At 45.1% G+C, this 16,319-nt stretch carries 14 protein-coding genes; 8 read left to right on the forward strand and 6 right to left on the reverse strand.

The window, feature by feature from the left end:
• The 5 genes from QZX97_RS18755 to QZX97_RS18775 all read left to right on the forward strand — a co-directional run.
• Positions 1-954: hypothetical protein (locus tag QZX97_RS18755; RefSeq protein WP_295664919.1), on the forward strand; the 954-nt coding region annotated here is incomplete at its 5' end.
• Positions 951-1,664, forward strand: coding sequence for a MotA/TolQ/ExbB proton channel family protein (locus tag QZX97_RS18760; protein WP_295648441.1), 714 nt, complete (start codon positions 951-953; stop codon positions 1,662-1,664). The genes QZX97_RS18755 and QZX97_RS18760, both read left to right, overlap by 4 nt.
• Positions 1,661-2,059: a biopolymer transporter ExbD gene (locus QZX97_RS18765; RefSeq protein ID WP_295648444.1), complete on the forward strand. Its 399-nt coding sequence runs from the start codon at positions 1,661-1,663 to the stop codon at positions 2,057-2,059. Before QZX97_RS18760 ends, QZX97_RS18765 begins: the two co-directional genes overlap by 4 nt.
• 3 nt (positions 2,060-2,062) lie before the next feature.
• Positions 2,063-2,863: an energy transducer TonB gene (locus QZX97_RS18770; RefSeq protein ID WP_295648448.1), complete on the forward strand. Its 801-nt coding sequence runs from the start codon at positions 2,063-2,065 to the stop codon at positions 2,861-2,863.
• A gap of 61 nt (positions 2,864-2,924) precedes the next feature.
• A complete protein-coding gene (locus tag QZX97_RS18775; RefSeq protein WP_295648452.1) occupies positions 2,925-4,220 on the forward strand; it encodes a folylpolyglutamate synthase/dihydrofolate synthase family protein in 1,296 nt (431 codons plus the stop codon).
• Positions 4,221-4,251: 31 nt separating this feature from the next.
• Here the strand turns inward: QZX97_RS18775 and dacB are convergent, their stop codons facing one another.
• Positions 4,252-5,667 carry a D-alanyl-D-alanine carboxypeptidase/D-alanyl-D-alanine-endopeptidase gene (gene dacB / locus QZX97_RS18780; protein WP_295648455.1) on the reverse strand — a complete coding sequence of 472 codons (1,416 nt, stop codon included), beginning with the start codon at positions 5,665-5,667 and terminating at the stop codon, positions 4,252-4,254.
• Entirely contained in the window at positions 5,642-7,114 is a 1,473-nt protein-coding gene (locus QZX97_RS18785; protein WP_295648459.1) for an amino acid permease, read from the reverse strand. The genes dacB and QZX97_RS18785 overlap by 26 nt, the downstream gene beginning before the upstream one ends.
• Before the next feature lie 315 nt (positions 7,115-7,429).
• Here QZX97_RS18785 and QZX97_RS18790 point away from each other — a divergent pair, with 315 nt between their 5' ends.
• The 3 genes from QZX97_RS18790 (at position 7,430) to QZX97_RS18800 (ending at position 12,020) form a co-directional block, all read left to right on the forward strand.
• Positions 7,430-9,679 (forward strand): sodium-translocating pyrophosphatase, encoded by a 2,250-nt coding sequence (locus QZX97_RS18790; protein ID WP_295648461.1) that lies wholly within the window; start codon positions 7,430-7,432, stop codon positions 9,677-9,679.
• A gap of 111 nt (positions 9,680-9,790) precedes the next feature.
• Complete coding sequence (locus tag QZX97_RS18795) at positions 9,791-11,347, forward strand: amino acid permease (RefSeq protein ID WP_295648464.1); 1,557 nt, start codon at positions 9,791-9,793, stop codon at positions 11,345-11,347.
• An 85-nt stretch (positions 11,348-11,432) separates the two neighbouring features.
• Complete coding sequence (locus QZX97_RS18800) at positions 11,433-12,020, forward strand: MarC family protein (protein ID WP_295648467.1); 588 nt, start codon at positions 11,433-11,435, stop codon at positions 12,018-12,020.
• Between the two features lie 77 nt (positions 12,021-12,097).
• On the opposite strand, the gene QZX97_RS18805 is transcribed toward QZX97_RS18800, so the two are convergent.
• The 4 genes from QZX97_RS18805 to QZX97_RS18820 all read right to left on the reverse strand — a co-directional run bounded on the left by QZX97_RS18805 (position 12,098) and on the right by QZX97_RS18820 (position 16,297).
• Positions 12,098-13,270 carry an RsmB/NOP family class I SAM-dependent RNA methyltransferase gene (locus QZX97_RS18805; RefSeq protein ID WP_295648470.1) on the reverse strand — a complete coding sequence of 391 codons (1,173 nt, stop codon included), beginning with the start codon at positions 13,268-13,270 and terminating at the stop codon, positions 12,098-12,100.
• The gene (locus tag QZX97_RS18810) at positions 13,267-14,436 is read right to left on the reverse strand and encodes an ABC transporter substrate-binding protein (protein WP_295648472.1); all 1,170 of its coding nucleotides are present in this window, start codon (positions 14,434-14,436) and stop codon (positions 13,267-13,269) included. The genes QZX97_RS18805 and QZX97_RS18810 overlap by 4 nt, the downstream gene beginning before the upstream one ends.
• 19 nt (positions 14,437-14,455) lie before the next feature.
• A complete protein-coding gene (guaA, locus tag QZX97_RS18815; RefSeq protein ID WP_295648475.1) occupies positions 14,456-15,985 on the reverse strand; it encodes a glutamine-hydrolyzing GMP synthase in 1,530 nt (509 codons plus the stop codon).
• A gap of 129 nt (positions 15,986-16,114) precedes the next feature.
• Positions 16,115-16,297: a hypothetical protein gene (locus tag QZX97_RS18820; RefSeq protein ID WP_295648477.1), complete on the reverse strand. Its 183-nt coding sequence runs from the start codon at positions 16,295-16,297 to the stop codon at positions 16,115-16,117.
• Between the last annotated feature and the right edge of the window lie 22 nt (positions 16,298-16,319).

Below are 16,319 nucleotides of genomic sequence, written 5' to 3' on the forward strand. Positions count from 1 at the left end.
AGGTATTTTATCGAAAAATTTGTTGCTACGTTAAAAGAACAGGCCAAAACGAACAATGTTCCGCTTGGAAAAATGGGCGTTTTCAGCACCCGCCGTAACGAGCTTGCGTTCGAGTCGAACAGTCTGAACGAAAGTTATGAACTTTTTTACGGACTGATGCCTGTTAAACTAAAAAGGAGCAGCGCTTTTAAGCATGAAGTTTACGAAGCGCCGGTGAGCCAACCCAAGTCGCCCTTTTTTACTAAACCACGAACAGAAGAAGCACCAAAAGTTACCGAGCCTACACCACCCCCTCCGATAGTTGAAGAACCTATTGTGGTTACGCCCGAACCTGAACCACCTGCACAACCGATACAACACATCCACACTGCTCCAGAGCCGACGGCAGATTTAGAAGTGGTTGAAGTTGAAGAAGAAGAAAAAAAAGGTGTCAATATTTGGCTTATATTATCCATTGTTATCGTGTTCTTAGGATTTGGCCTGATTGGCTTATACCGGTACAAACCTGAACTGTTCAATTATATTATACCTTCCTTATCTCAGAAAAAGGCACCTCCGGTTAGGCCTGTAAACAAAGTATCGCTTACCGATTCGTTGGGCAATGCCATACAGGCGCAGCATGATACCGGCACCAAAGCTGCCGATACCCTTGCGCCAAAACAATTAACACCTACAAGTGTCCCCACAACTGCTGCGGTAGATACGTTTGGTGTAGTTGTGGCAGCATTGCCAACCCAAAAAGGTGCCGAACAAGAAGCACAGCGCTATATCAAAATGGGTTTCCCGCAGACTGAAGTGAGAAGGAAGCCTAACTCCAAAAAATTATTTTTTGTAAATATTGGCACTTATTTCATTGCGGACTCAGCTCAGTCAAACCGCCTGAAATTACTGAAAGAACTTGACCGACCATTAAACGAGATCTCTGTACAAAAATATCCATACCAAAAACCATGAGTTTATTATTGCAAATAGCAGGAGCCGATACGGCAAAAAAATTGATTGATACCGCAAACCATGTTGGAGCGGCATTGGCTACACCACCGCAAGAACTGCGCATAGGCGACCTATTGGTAAAGGGCGGTTGGGTGATGATACCCATCGGCATATTGGCTGTACTGGGTCTGGTAATATTCTTTGAGCGGTATTTTACCATCCGCAAAGCGGCTAAGGATGAATCAAGCCTGATGATACAGGTACGCGAGAGCATCCATTCGGGTAATTTAAATTCGGCTATCGCGATCTGCAAAAACAGCAATTCGCCATTGGGCCGTATGTTGCAAAAGGGCTTGTTACGCATTGGTAGGCCAATTAAGGATATTGAAGGGGCTGTAGAAAACATTGGCAAACTGGAAGTATCCAAACTGGAACGAAATATTCCGATACTGGGCATCGTGGCGGGTATTGCACCCATGTTTGGCTTTGTGGGCACCATCATCGGTGTGATCAAGATATTTTTTGATATCTCGAACACGGATAATTATAGCCTTGCTACCATATCGGGTGGTTTGTATGTGAAAATGATCACTTCGGCAGCGGGTTTGGTGGTTGGCCTGGTAGCTTATGTGTTGTACAACGTGTTGAACATTATGGTGGACAAGGTGATATTGAAATTAGAGACCGATGCCATTGAATTTATTGACCTGTTAGAAGAACCCAGCAAATGAATTTAAGCAGAAGAAACAAGCGCACCAAAGCCGAGATGCAGACTTCAGCCATGAACGACATCATGTTCTTCCTGCTGCTGTTTTTTCTCATAGCGTCGACGGTTACCAACCCGAATGTAATCAAACTGGCCTTACCAAAATCGGCTTCGGGTAAATCTATCTCCAAAAAAACCATCACGGTATCCATTACGCAGGACCTGAAATATTACGTAGAGAAAAAAGAAGTTAAAGAGGCCGACCTGCCAACTACCTTAAGCGCATACAGTAAACAGGCCAACCAATTGACTATTGTTTTGTATGTGGAGAAAACCGTGGCCATCCAAAATGTAGTTTCGGTATTGGATGTAGCGCAAAAATTGAACATTAAGCTGGTATTGGCCACTGTGCCCAAATAAACAATGGAATACCGGGAAGAAAATAATTATCCGAAAGCATTCGCGCTTACCACCGTTATCATCGGTGCTCTGTTCGCTATTTGCTTTTTGATCAGTATTTCGCTACCTGCCAAAGAAACCGAAGGCATTGGCGGGATCCTGGTAAACTATGGCACCAGCGACCAGGGTATGGGTAATGATATTACCAGTTTGGAAGATCCTTCGCAGTCGGAAAAGGCAAATCATACCAAACCCGAAAAGGTTAACCCCAGCACGCAAACAGACCCCTCGGTAGCCGAAAAAAGCGACCAAAAGGTAGTAACCCAGAATACAGAAGACGCGCCGGTTGTTACCGATAACAGCAAAACACCGAGTACAACAGTAGCCACAACATCGCAAAAAAACACAAAGCAACCTAAGGTAAACCAAGCGGCCTTGTTTAAAGGCATGAGCAATAATGGTACCGGCCAGGGTGATGGCAACACCAATACACCCGGCAACCAGGGTAGTGCCAATGGGTCGCCACTGAGCGATGATTACGGGCCTGGAGGCTCGGGCAATGGCTTGAACCTGCCGCAATGGAATTTTGTAAGTACACCCGATGTAAAAAATGTACACCGCGTGCCCGGTGTTGTCGTGATAGATTTTACGATAGACGAAGGCGGCAATGTAATAGCAACCGACTTTAACCGACGTAAAACCCAGGCACCGCTTGACCTGATACAAGCTTGCGAAACCGCTATCAAAAACTCCAGATTTACATCATCCACCCATGCCTCGGGCTACCAGAATGGGGAGATGACGTTTAGATTTAAGGTGGATTAAGTTTTTTGTTCATGGATCATGGTTTATAGTTCATGATAAGAACTTAACTTTGCCTTAATTGATGACATACGAACAAACCATCGAATACCTGTACACCCAATTGCCCGTATTTACACGAGTTGGTGCGTCTGCATATAAAGAGGATCTGGGCAATACGCTGGCACTTTGCGCTAAACTGGATAACCCGCAGCACAAATTTAAAAGCGTGCATGTGGGCGGCACCAATGGTAAAGGGTCAACATCACACATGCTGGCGGCTATTTTGCAGACAGCCGGGTATAAAACAGGCTTGTATACCTCGCCGCATCTAAAGGATTTCAGAGAGCGCATACGCGTTAATGGTAAGATGATCTCCGAGCAAACTGTTATTGATTTTGTAAATGCCCATCACAGTGATTTTGATGAAATACAGCCGTCCTTTTTTGAGATGACAGTGGCTTTGGCTTTTGATGTTTTTGCTAAAGAGCAGGTAGACATCGCCATTATTGAGGTTGGTTTGGGGGGAAGATTGGATTCGACCAATGTGATCAGCCCGCTTCTATCCGTCATCACCAATATCGGGTGGGACCACATGAATATTTTGGGCGATACGTTGCAACTGATCGCGGGCGAAAAGGCGGGCATTATTAAACACAATACCCCGATTGTGATCGGTGAATACCAGCCAGAAGTGGCCGAAGTTTTTATCGCGAAAGCAAAAAAAGAACGTGCGCTTTTGGTGTTTGCGTCGGAAGAGTGGTCGGAAGAAGTCAAAAATCAAAAGTCAAAAATCAAAAGTTTGAAGGTTGCTATTCGCAACAAAAACTCACAACTTACCACTCACAACCTGCAACTCGATCTAACTGGTTCCTATCAAACTAAAAACCTAAAAACTGTTTTAAGGGCTATAACAGAGTTAACGTCGCAAGGGTTCAATGTAACATCACAACATATTTCGGATGCTTTAAAACAGGTTAAAACCCTCACAGGACTGCGTGGCCGTTGGGATATACTTAGTCATAACCCGCTGGTGATATGCGATACCGGGCATAACCCGGATGGTATTGCCGAGGTGCTCAAAAACATAGCCAATACCCCATTTAAGCAATTGCATTTTGTGATAGGCATGGTAAACGACAAAGACCACAGCAAAGTTTTGGTTATGCTGCCAAAGGACGCCATCTATTATTTTTGCCGGCCCGATATACCTCGCGGGTTGGATGCTGAAAGCTTAAAGCAGAAAGCAGAAAGCTTTGGTTTGCATGGCGAGGCGTACGCCGATGTGGCAACTGCTTTTGCCGGCGCTAAACAAGCTGCTGATAACGACGACCTCGTATTCGTTGGCGGGAGTACTTTTGTGGTGGCAGAAGTGGTGTAAAACGTATCCACCTTGCTAAAGAGTTCCCCCTTTAGGGGGCCTTTAACTCATCCAAAAGGGTAAACATTTTTTGTTTGATACCTGACGTTTTGCCGTTGTAGTTGTTTACCATAATGGAAAAACAAACCTCGCGCCCCGACGGTGTGGTATGGAAACCCGCGTAACACAATACCCTGCTAATGCTGCCGCTCTTCATCTTCATATTGTTGTAAGTGGGCAGGCTTTCGTAAAACTCGGGGAAAAAGTCAGTGCCGCGGGCTGATTGTAAGATATGAGCCAATGTGGATGTGGTTACCCTGTCCTCCGGCGATAGGCCGCAGCCATCAATAATATTAAGCGAATGCGGATCGATACCTTTGGCCTTCCAAAAGTCGTGCAGGGCGGTGATGCCATTATCGGTAGATGCTTTTTTGCCGGAGCCAATGGCAATCATTTTTAACAATTGCTCGGCGTAGAGGTTTATACTTTTTTGATTGAGCCAATAGATAATTTGGCTCAGTTTTGGTGAATAATAGCTTACTAATAATTTATCGGCAGGCGCGATAGTAATTCTCTGTTCGGCAGCCGATAGTGAAGATAGAGCGTCGTTTGCTACATCAATACCCAAACGTTTCAGGGTATCGGTAAGGCGGAAGGCGGCGTCGAAGGCCGGGTCGGGTACAGCGGCAGATATACTGTGTTTTGTTTGGTCGCTGGCATAGGTGCCGCGCAGATACATCAGGTTATTAGCCAGCGGCAGGTATGAGTAGGCATTGTCGCCTGTGCCCGGGTCGCCCGTGGTTAGTTCGCTTTTAAAACTGAGGTATGGCATGGCGGGTACCGTGCCCGTGACGGTTACCGGGTCGCCCGGTGAGCCGGTATGCAGTTTAATGTCGAACTGGTTTTCGCGCCAGCACAGGGCCGACGTACCGGCGCCATAATACGTACCCAGGTCCTGCCATATCCAGCCATCGGGTATCGATTGGCTATCGAACAGGGATACATCCCCCACTATACGCCCGTTGATGTGTTTGATACCCGCTTTGCGGATGGCATCCACCCAGGTGCTTAATATAACGGCCTCTTTGGTTGTTTCGTAGCGCCAGCTGCCCAGGGTTGGGTCGCCGCTGCCCTTTATTACCAGGTCACCGTTAAGGATGCCATTAGCGTCGATGTTGCCGCTGTAGTTCAGGTCGGTTTTAAACTGGTAATCCTTGCCTAAAACATTAAAGGCGGTGATGGTAGTGATGGTTTTGAGTGTTGATGCCGTAGCCATCCCCATATCAGGGTTGGCTGCAAATATGGGTTCGCCGGTTTTGGCATCCAGCACGGTTAAAGATACTGATGCATAACGGCATTGGCTGTCCTGCTGTAGTTTGCCGAAGGCATTGATCAATCTTTGTGACAGTGTTTGCGCCTGGGCGAATGCGGGTAAACAAAAACTAATCAGTAACAGTAATTTCCTCATCGTTCTTAAAATACTTTTTTGCTACGAAATAAATCGGGATACCGGTTAAAACAATATATAGGCCACCTGTCGAGTATTCGGATTTGTATCTTAACAATAAAATACAAAAAGCTAATCCCATTAAGATGTATATGGCTGGTAGAATCGGGTAACCAAAAGCTTTATATGGTCGCTCTGCATCAGGTCGTTTGACGCGCAGTATATAGATGCCAAAAATTGTAAGAATGTAAAAAATTACAACTACCAATGAAATCATATCCAGTAAATCGCCGTAAGCACCGCTCAAACATAATATCGAGGCAACAACACATTGTATCCACAGTCCGAACTGAGGCACTGCAAATTTATTGAGGTTGCCGGTGCGTTTAAAAAACAAACCGTCTTTAGCCATGCTATAGTACACCCTCGCACCCGACATTATTAAACCATTGTTACAGCCGAAGGTTGATATCATGATCATCACAGCGATAATTAACGTTCCAATAGATCCAAAGATAACTTGTGAGGCTTCCAATGCTACCCTGCGATTTGGTGCACTTGCAATATCGTGCATGCTTAAAGTACCAACGTAAACTACGTTGATAGATACATATATCAATGTTACGATCAAGGTTCCAAAGAACAGGCTTAAGCCGATGTTGCGTTTTGGATTAACCATTTCGCCGGCTATAAAGGTTACGTTATTCCATGCATCACTACTGAATATAGAGCCCACCATCGATGCTGCGATTGCACCTAAGGCAATAGGTGTTGTATAGCTTAATAAACTAGCGCTTCCATCTTTATTCAAGCCGTGTAAGTTCCATGCATTGCTCCAGTTAGCATGCCATATATCGCCTTTAATCGCAATAAAACCAAAAATTATCAGTCCAAACAAACTTAGAAGCTTGGTTAGAGTAAATGTGGTTTGAATAACTTTTCCACCTTTAACACCACGGGTATTGATGTAGGTAAGGAGAACAATAAGTACAATGGCAACTACTTGCGCTGCACTTATAGTAAAAAGCTTAGGACTGCCCGATTTATCGAGCCCTAATTGCAATGAATATAGTATGTTATCCTCACTTAAAGGCTTACAAAGATAGGCTGCAAATTTTGAAAAGGCCACACCGACTGCCGCTATAGTCCCGGTTTGTATTACCGCGAAGAAACTCCAACCATATAAAAAGGCAACAAATTTTCCGTACGCTTCTTTCAAATAAACGTACTGCCCACCGGCTTTTGGAAACATAGCGCTTAACTCGCCATAACTAACCGCCGCGGTCAGGGTCATAAATCCGGTTATTACCCAAACAGCAATAAGCCAACCTGCAGAGCCTACGTACCTCGTAATATCCGTACTCACAATAAAAATACCGGAACCGATCATAGAGCCTACTACCAGCATAGTGCCGTCGAGTAGTCCCAATTCGCGTTTCATTTCCTGTGGTTGAGTTTGTTGCTCCATTTGGTGATGAGGGTTTAAGCTACTAATCTATTTAAAAAAATTAATTTTTATATCGCTGAGCATCAGTCGAAAATGAAATTGATTAATTTTTCATGATAATAGTCATTTTTTAAACAGTTTGGCAAGCTTTAGTCGTATAAATAATAAAAATTATAAACCCCTTGCCAAATAAACTTTTCAACCCTGCGGCAATGAATCCCAATGCAACAAGGTACTGCCAAAATGCAGAAATTAAATTTGGTAATTAGCTTGTTCTGCTTATTTTTACCGTCCTTGAAAAAGTAATAAACCAATTTTACCGAATAAACGCGTTATATGGATTTTTTGAACACCTACTTAATTTATTTAATTCCAGCATTTGGCCTTGTCGGCATCGTTGCGATGCTGATCAAATCGGCATGGGTAACCAAACAAGAAACAGGCGATGCCAATATGGTGGAGCTTTCGGGCTATATTGCCGATGGCGCCATGGCGTTTTTACGCGCCGAGTGGAAAGTATTGAGCTATTTTGTGGTTCTGGCGGGTATATTGCTGGCCTGGTCGGGTACTACGGTGGCTACATCGAGTCCGGTTATCGCCATCTCTTTTTTGGTTGGCGCATTCCTTTCGGCTTTCGCCGGATACATAGGTATGCGTATTGCAACCAAAGCTAACGTACGCACTACCCAAGCGGCTCGTACCAGTTTAGCAAAAGCCTTAAAGGTGTCGTTTACGGGCGGTACCGTTATGGGACTTGGCGTAGCAGGTTTGGCCATTGTTGGTTTAGGATCGTTATTTATTGTTTTTTATACCGTATATGTACGCAGCAAAGGCCTGGATGTTAATGGCGAAGGAATGGCAAAAGCACTGGATGTTTTGGCCGGATTTTCGTTAGGCGCCGAGTCGATTGCCTTGTTTGCCCGCGTTGGCGGTGGTATTTATACCAAAGCTGCCGATGTTGGTGCTGATTTAGTGGGTAAAGTAGAAGCCGGCATCCCTGAAGATGATGTACGCAACCCCGCTACCATTGCCGATAACGTAGGTGATAACGTAGGCGACGTAGCCGGTATGGGGGCCGATTTATTCGGATCGTATGTAGCAACCATGTTAGCTACGATGGTGCTGGGCCGCGAAATCATATCGACAGACAATTTTGGCGGTATTGCCCCTGTATTGTTGCCCATGGTGATAGCTGGTTTGGGTTTAGTGTTCTCGATTGTGGGCGCGGCCATGGTACGCATTAAAAGCGAAACCGACAGTGTACAAAAAGCATTGAACATTGGTAACTGGACATCAATTGTGTTGACCGCCGTTGCCACTTATTTTATTGTACAATGGATGTTGCCTGATGGTGAGTTCCACATGAGCCGCGATATGGCGAATGGCTTATTAAAAGAAGGCTCATCGCACTTTACAAAAAACGGCGTTTTTATGGCCATACTGGTAGGTTTGGTTGTGGGCACGCTAATGTCTATCATCACAGAATATTATACAGCTATGGGCAAACGCCCTGTGCTAAGTATTATACGCCAATCGTCAACCGGGCATGCTACCAATATCATCGGTGGTTTGGCCGTGGGTATGGAATCGACGGTATTGCCAATTTTGGTATTAGCAGCAGGTATTTTTGGTTCGTACCATTTCGCGGGGTTATACGGTGTTGCCATTGCGGCTGCAGGTATGATGGCCACCACTGCTATGCAATTGGCTATCGACGCTTTTGGACCTATTGCTGATAACGCAGGCGGTATTGCCGAAATGAGCGGCCTGCCACCCGAAGTGCGCGAACGGACCGATAATCTGGATGCCGTAGGCAATACTACCGCTGCAACCGGTAAGGGCTTTGCCATCGCTTCGGCAGCTTTAACTTCCCTGGCTTTATTCGCGGCATTTGTCGGGGTTGCAGGTATCGAACATATAGATATTTATAAGGCCGATGTTTTAGCCGGTCTTTTTGTGGGCGGAATGATTCCATTCATCTTTTCGGCATTGTGCATATCGGCCGTGGGTCGTGCTGCTATGGCGATGGTTGAAGAAGTACGTCGCCAGTTTCACGAGATTCCGGGCATTATGGAATACAAAGCTAAGCCGGAGTACGAAAAATGCGTGGCTATATCAACCAAAGCCTCCATCCGCGAGATGGTTGCCCCGGGTTTAATCGCACTGCTCACTCCTATCCTGATTGGCTTTTTATTAGGCCCTGAAGTATTGGGCGGTTTGCTGGCAGGAGTTACCGTATCGGGTGTGCTGATGGGTATTTTCCAGAGCAATGCCGGCGGCGCTTGGGACAATGCAAAAAAATCCTTCGAAAAAGGAGTGGAGATCAATGGCAAGATGTTCTATAAGAAATCGGAGCCACATAAAGCTTCGGTAACAGGCGATACCGTAGGCGATCCGTTTAAAGATACCTCCGGCCCGTCAATGAACATCCTTATCAAACTGATGTCGATTGTTTCGTTGGTTATCGCACCGCATTTAAATTCGAAACAAATTCCGCCGAACGCTTATGTAAAACCGGCAATTATCATTCAGGCAAAACCTACCGCTGCTGTGGTTACGAAATTAAATACCGTAAAATATCAGTAAAACTATTCAAATTGTTACTTAAAAGGGATTCCGTCAACGGGATCCCTTTTCTATTTATCATAAAATTGATTATGTTTGGAAAGACATTAAACTAAAAACACATACTGACTGATGAGCTTATTTATTAAAAAACCAATTGCACTATTAATGGCCGCCTCGAAAGAGGGCGAAAAGACCTTAAAACGTACACTCGGTGTTAGTTCCCTTATCGCACTGGGTATTGGCGCTATTATAGGAGCCGGTATCTTTGTACGGACCGCGGCAGCCGCCGGCGAACACGCAGGACCCGCAGTAACTATTTCATTTTTAATTGCCGCCGCAGGTTGCGCACTGGCCGGTTTATGTTATGCTGAGTTTGCCAGTATGATACCTATTGCAGGTTCAGCTTATACTTACTCCTATACCACGATGGGCGAGTTTATCGCCTGGATCATCGGTTGGGATTTGGTGCTCGAGTACGCTTTGGGTGCCGCTACCGTAGCCATTGGCTGGTCGCAATACTTTAACACGTTCCTCGAAACCTTTTTCAATTGCCATATCCCTTTCGCGTTGTCGCATTCGCCTTTTGAGGTTTCCACAACTACAACAGGTATGTATGCTTCTGAGGTCGGTGCGCACGGCATCATCAACCTTCCGGCTATATTCATTTTATTGATGCTTACGCTGCTGCTGATAAAAGGAACTGCCGAATCGGCCATTGTAAACAACGTGATCGTTATTATCAAGGTAGCTATCGTATTATTGATCATCACTTTAGGCTGGGGCTTTATCAACCCGGCAAACCACACTCCATATTTTATCCCTGCCGATGCAGGAACTGTTAAAACCAATACCGGTATTGTAAACTATGCCGATACCTTTAATCATGGCTGGCTGGGCGTATTGCGTGGCGCCAGTGTGGTGTTTTTTGCCTTTATTGGTTTCGATGCTGTATCCACCGCAGCGCAGGAAGCCAAGAACCCGCAACGGGATATGCCAAAAGGTATTTTGATATCATTGGCATTTTGTACCATACTTTACGTATTGTTTTCGCACGTATTGACTGGCCTGGTATCGTATAAAGACTTTTTGGTGCAGGGTAAAGAAGCATCAGTTACTTATGCTATTACTCACGTTATGACGGGCTATGGTTGGTTGGCAAAATTGGTAACGGTGGCTATACTTGCAGGTTTTTCGTCCGTTATCCTGGTGATGTTGCTTGGTCAAACCCGTGTATTTTATACCATGAGTATTGATGGCTTAGTTCCTCCTATATTCTCGAAACTTCACCCTAAATTTAGTACCCCGTATAAATCGCAATGGTTATTCTTTGTGATGGTGTCGTTATTCGCAGGCTTTATTCCGGATAGCATTGTGGGCGATATGGTAAGTATCGGTACTTTGTTCGCATTCGTGCTGGTTTGTTTGGGCATCATGATATTACGTCATACCGACCCCACATTGGTACGTCCGTTTAAAACGCCTTTATACTATATCGTTTGCCCGCTCGGTGCATTAATATGTCTTTTAATGATGGGTAGCGAAGGCACGCAAAACTGGTTACGTCTGTTTATATGGATGGGCATTGGTTTTGTTATCTACTTTACTTATAGCATTAAGAAATCGCATGTGAGGCATGGAAAACCGGAAGCTGCGAACGATCCGCCGAATCCGAAATTTGTTGAATAATACTTCTAAAATCCCGGGCATTAAATCCCGGGATTTTTTTTGCCCTTAAATTTGGTTTAGCTTTGCAGCATAAAGCCTTTAAGCCATGGATTTTTTAAATGCCTTTAATGTCCGCGAGATTACCTCGGTAACGCTTATCCTCTTCGCTATTATCGATGTGGTGGGTACTGTACCCGTTATTATCGAATTGAAGCGTAAAGCAGGCAGCATTGATGCCGAAAGGGCATCGATAGCGGTATTGATATTAATGGTGCTCTTTTTGTTTTTAGGAAATCAATTGTTGAGCATCATCGGCCTGGATATCGCATCTTTCGCCATCGCGGGCTCGCTGGTTATATTTTTTATTGCGCTCGAGATGATTTTGGGTCATAAATTTTTTAAAGAAGAACTGGCTTCTGAAGTAACTTCGGTATCAATTGTGCCATTGGCTTTTCCGCTCATTGCCGGGGCTGGTACCATGACCACCCTTCTCTCACTAAAATCGCAATACCAAACGCAGAACATTGTTGTGGGTATTGTACTGAATACGTTGTTTGTGTTTATCGTTTTGAAAAATACCCATTACGTAGAAAAGATATTGGGCAAAACCGGGCTTGAAATATTGAGGAAGGCATTTGGAGTGATATTGCTGGCGATAGCAATTAAACTATTTAGGAGTAATACGCATTTGTAGATGTGTGTATGTGCAAATGTGCAAATGCTAAATATCTGCTAAGATTGCCACGCCAGTGCAGACTACTCCGAACTTCACTAAGTTGATACGGTTTGACTTAACCTCGCTACAAACATTGTATCTGCTTTATGCTCATAACCCTTTAGCGTTGCTTGCTCTTCCACTTTAAAACCAAACTCGTTTACCAAGAAGTCTACCATATCTTCGTTTTCGGCTTTGAAGGCTGAGCACGTGATATAAATAAGGGGTTTACCGGCCTTGAGGTATTTGACGACATTGCGCACAATGCTTTGTTGCAGGTTTTTGAATGCTTGTATCTTGTAATCTTCAAATTGGGCGATCATCTCCGGGGTACGACCCCAGGTGCCCGAGCCTGAGCATGGTGAATCTAATATAATGCCATCGAACTCGTAATCGTGCAGTTCGGGGTCGACGGTTTTGGTGAGATCAAGTATTTTTTCCTGGTATTTAATTAGGCCTACTTGTTGAAAACGTTCGCGCAAGTTGGCGAGTACAGATTCGCGGATATCGGACACGACCAGTTTCAAATCGGGTTGCAGGTCGTGCAGCAATAGTGACTTCCCGCCCGAAGCGGCACAGGCATCCCACCAATGTTCCCACTTATTGGGTCGAAAATAGTCGGCCGTTTGTTGTGATGACAGGTCCTGCACTTCGAACCAATGCTGATTCGGGAAAATGTTTTCTAAGCGGGTACCGTTGGGCAGGGCCAGACAGTGAGTTGTTTCTTCGCGGAAGGCAATTGCAGCATCAGTCAGCGTAGCTTTTACCTGTGTTTCGCAGCCTTTCAAGATGCGGATATAGAGGTCGGGTTGGGTGAAGAATGATTTGAGGAATGCTTCTTTGTCAATGGATGGCGAAAGTTCGCTGCTCCAGGGAAAAACGTCTGTTAGCTTAAAACCGGGGTAAACTTGTTTTACAATAGTCAGTTTTTCGTCTAAACTGAAGCCTATGCAAGCAGCAAAATCGGGTTTAAAATGACTTAAAAAAGAATTGCCTTGAGTATTGCATAAAAATTCAGCGACAAACAAACGCTCCTGCGGCTCGACATCAGGAATAGCCCTACCTAAGCGAAAATAGTTATAGATGAGCCTGTTGGCAATGCGCCTGTCGGTTGAGCCCATCTGTTTGTTTTGACGGTAAAAGCCAGGCAAAAACTTTCCAAGAGGAGTATCGCCGGGATATTCATCCAAAATACGTTCGAATGTTTTTAACTGGTTAAAGGCTTTCATTCAACGGGCTTAAGGTCAAAGTTTTGATAAAGCAGCATCCTGACTTGTGTATTGACCCAGCCATTCCCTTCTGTTTTTTTGAAATTGAAATCGTTAAGCAAGCCGCTGTAATTATACTGGTCGAGTTGCTTAAACTTTGCAGGATCAACACTTAACAGGCCGCCCAAATAATAGCCTTCATCGAAACCTTTAATGGCATATTCGGTCGGCTCAATATGGTAAATCTTTTTGTAATTACGGATGAAATCGTTAACGCGGGGTGATTTATAATTTATCCTGTCAGCTGTGGTGATGTGGGTTTTAAGCCTTTGCAATAGTTCGGGTTGCAGGTAAGTTGCTTTTAGCCAGTTAGGGTGCCCGAACACCGTTATGGGGTAACTTTGCGCCAATTTATCGAGCGAGGGCATAGTGGCCAACAGAAAAGGCTCGTCGGTAGCGGGTATCACGAATATATTCTCGCCGGTTTTGGATAGCTGGGGTATCAGCGCATCCAGGTTGCCGTGTACTACGGTTATGGGTATGATGGTAACCCGGCCCTTGCCAATGGTATCAACAGCATGATCAAAGGGAAGGATAAACTTATTCTCCTCGCTATAACCGGATTTGAGCAGGAATATTTTGACCGGCTTCATCCGCTGCAAAATAAACTTGGCGGTATAAACGGCATGATAGGCCAATGGCGGCATTATGGTAACAAGGTTGGCGTCTTTATAGTCGGACGGTGGCGCGGGTGAAAGCGGCGATATAATAGGTTTATTTACCGTGGCCGTTGCCACGGTAAATTGTTTTAAACTTTCGGGGAAAACAGGGCCGACAATGAGGTCGCTTGCGCGGACCTTAGGGTTTTGTGCCAGGCTGTGCCCCCCGGCTGCATTGCTGTTGGAATCGAAAACCTGCAGTTTATAGTTATAGCCTTTGGCAGTCAATGAATCGAGCGCGAATTTAAAGCCTTGATAGTAATCTATGGCCAATATGGCATCATCGCTCGGTGTGTCTGATTGTGCCAGGTCGAAAGGCAATAACAATGATATGTTCCGCGTTTGCACAGCCGGAACTACCGTTACAGGCACCGGTACAACAGGTTTTTGCACCGAAACAGGTGGTGGCAACTGCGGCTTTGCAGTGGGTTGTATTTTAGGCGAACAAGCACCTAAAACCAAACCCATACATAAAAACACAAACCATTTATTCCCACTCAATGGTTGCCGGCGGCTTCGAACTGATATCATAAACTACCCGGTTAATCCCTTTAACATTATTGATGATCTCGTTTGATATTTTGGCCAGCACGTCGTATGGCAAATGGCACCAATCGGCCGTCATACCGTCCAACGATTCGACAGCGCGCAAGCAAACTACGTTTTCGTAAGTACGCTCATCGCCCATTACCCCTACCGACTGTACCGGAAGGAAAATGGTGCCCGCCTGCCAAACCTTATCGTATAACCCGGCAGACTTCAAATTGTTGATATAAATCGCATCGGCTTCCTGCAATATGGCAACTTTCTCCGGCGTAACCTCGCCCAAGATACGTATTGCTAGGCCCGGCCCCGGGAAAGGGTGCCTGCCGAGGATGTTTTGGTCTATTTTTAAGCTGCGGCCTACTTTCCGCACCTCATCTTTAAACAAAGTTTTTAGCGGCTCAACCACTTTCAGTTTCATAAAATCGGGCAAACCACCAACGTTATGGTGCGATTTAATGGTAGCCGAAGGCCCTTTTACGGATACAGATTCGATCACATCGGGATAGATGGTGCCCTGGCCCAGCCATTTTACATCGGTAATGCGGTGTGCCTCGTCATCAAATACATCGATGAACACGCGGCCTATGGCTTTGCGTTTCTTTTCCGGGTCGGATAGTCCTGCCAAAGCATCGTAAAAACGTTGTTTTGCATCTACGCCTTTTACATTGATGCCCATGTGCTTGTACGAATCGAGCACGGATTGGAACTCGTCCTTACGCAACAAGCCGTTGTCAACAAATATGCAGTGCAGGTTTTTGCCGATGGCGTGGTGCAGCAATACTGCCGCAACCGATGAATCGACACCGCCCGAAAGGCCGAGCACAACTTTATCATCGCCCAATTGGGCTTTAAGTTCGGCGATTGTGGTTTCCACGAAGGAATCGGGTGTCCAATCCTGAACGCAATGGCATATATCCACCAAAAAGTTTTGGAGCAGTTGTTTGCCATCGGTGCTGTGCGTAACCTCGGGGTGGAACTGTATGCCGTAGGTTTTTGTACCTGTAACCTGGTAAGCTGCAACGCGTACGGTATCGGTACTGGCTATTACTTCAAAATCATCGGCTATACTTACAATGGTATCTGCATGCGACATCCATACCTGCGAATTTGCCGGAACATTTTTAAACAAAGGGTTAAAAGGCTTGATATATTGCAGGTTGGCACGGCCATATTCGCGGGTGCTCGATGCCTGTACCTCCCCGCCGTGGAAATGGGCCAGGTATTGGGCACCATAGCAAACAGCTAAGATGGGGTATTGGTCTTTATAACGTTTGTAGTCGAAATGGGGTGCGTCATCCTGCCTGACCGAATACGGGCTTCCCGAAAGGATAATGCCTTTTACGCTGCCATCAAACTCGGGCACGTGGTTAAAAGGATGGATTTCGCAGTAAATATTGAGCTCTCTTACTCTCCGGGCAATGAGTTGCGTGAATTGCGACCCGAAGTCAAGAATGATGATTTTTTCTTGCATGGGCAAAGATAGTTTTTTGGACGGAAAGGTTTTAGTGAAATTTTAAAAAGGGTTTGGGAAGGGCGTTGCAAACGCTGAACCATGTTAAGCGCTCGTTGCAAACGAGCGCAAGAGGAATGTGCTTACTTATTATCCTTTTCTAAATAATGTTAAATCAGCAATAGGCAAATCAATGCTTTTATCTTTTCCATCTCTACCATTAAAATATTGACAATTCGCTGTTATAACACCAATCTTTCCAACATTAAAGATTACAGATTTATCACCTTTGTAAATTGCTTTATCACCTGTTTCAATCTTATCATTTTTCATCTCTTTTCGATTTGCAACAAAT

This window comes from uncultured Mucilaginibacter sp., assembly GCF_903893715.1.
Classification (GTDB): Bacteria; Bacteroidota; Bacteroidia; order Sphingobacteriales; family Sphingobacteriaceae; genus Mucilaginibacter.

Coding starts and splice junctions, on each gene's coding strand:
- QZX97_RS18760 (WP_295648441.1), top strand. CDS start 951: ATGAGTTTATTATTGCAAATAGCAGGAGCCGATACGGCAAAAAAATTG.
- QZX97_RS18765 (WP_295648444.1), top strand. CDS start 1,661: ATGAATTTAAGCAGAAGAAACAAGCGCACCAAAGCCGAGATGCAGACT.
- QZX97_RS18770 (WP_295648448.1), top strand. CDS start 2,063: ATGGAATACCGGGAAGAAAATAATTATCCGAAAGCATTCGCGCTTACC.
- QZX97_RS18775 (WP_295648452.1), top strand. CDS start 2,925: ATGACATACGAACAAACCATCGAATACCTGTACACCCAATTGCCCGTA.
- dacB (WP_295648455.1), bottom strand. CDS start 5,667: ATGAGGAAATTACTGTTACTGATTAGTTTTTGTTTACCCGCATTCGCC.
- QZX97_RS18785 (WP_295648459.1), bottom strand. CDS start 7,114: ATGGAGCAACAAACTCAACCACAGGAAATGAAACGCGAATTGGGACTA.
- QZX97_RS18790 (WP_295648461.1), top strand. CDS start 7,430: ATGGATTTTTTGAACACCTACTTAATTTATTTAATTCCAGCATTTGGC.
- QZX97_RS18795 (WP_295648464.1), top strand. CDS start 9,791: ATGAGCTTATTTATTAAAAAACCAATTGCACTATTAATGGCCGCCTCG.
- QZX97_RS18800 (WP_295648467.1), top strand. CDS start 11,433: ATGGATTTTTTAAATGCCTTTAATGTCCGCGAGATTACCTCGGTAACG.
- QZX97_RS18805 (WP_295648470.1), bottom strand. CDS start 13,270: ATGAAAGCCTTTAACCAGTTAAAAACATTCGAACGTATTTTGGATGAA.
- QZX97_RS18810 (WP_295648472.1), bottom strand. CDS start 14,436: ATGGGTTTGGTTTTAGGTGCTTGTTCGCCTAAAATACAACCCACTGCA.
- guaA (WP_295648475.1), bottom strand. CDS start 15,985: ATGCAAGAAAAAATCATCATTCTTGACTTCGGGTCGCAATTCACGCAA.
- QZX97_RS18820 (WP_295648477.1), bottom strand. CDS start 16,297: ATGAAAAATGATAAGATTGAAACAGGTGATAAAGCAATTTACAAAGGT.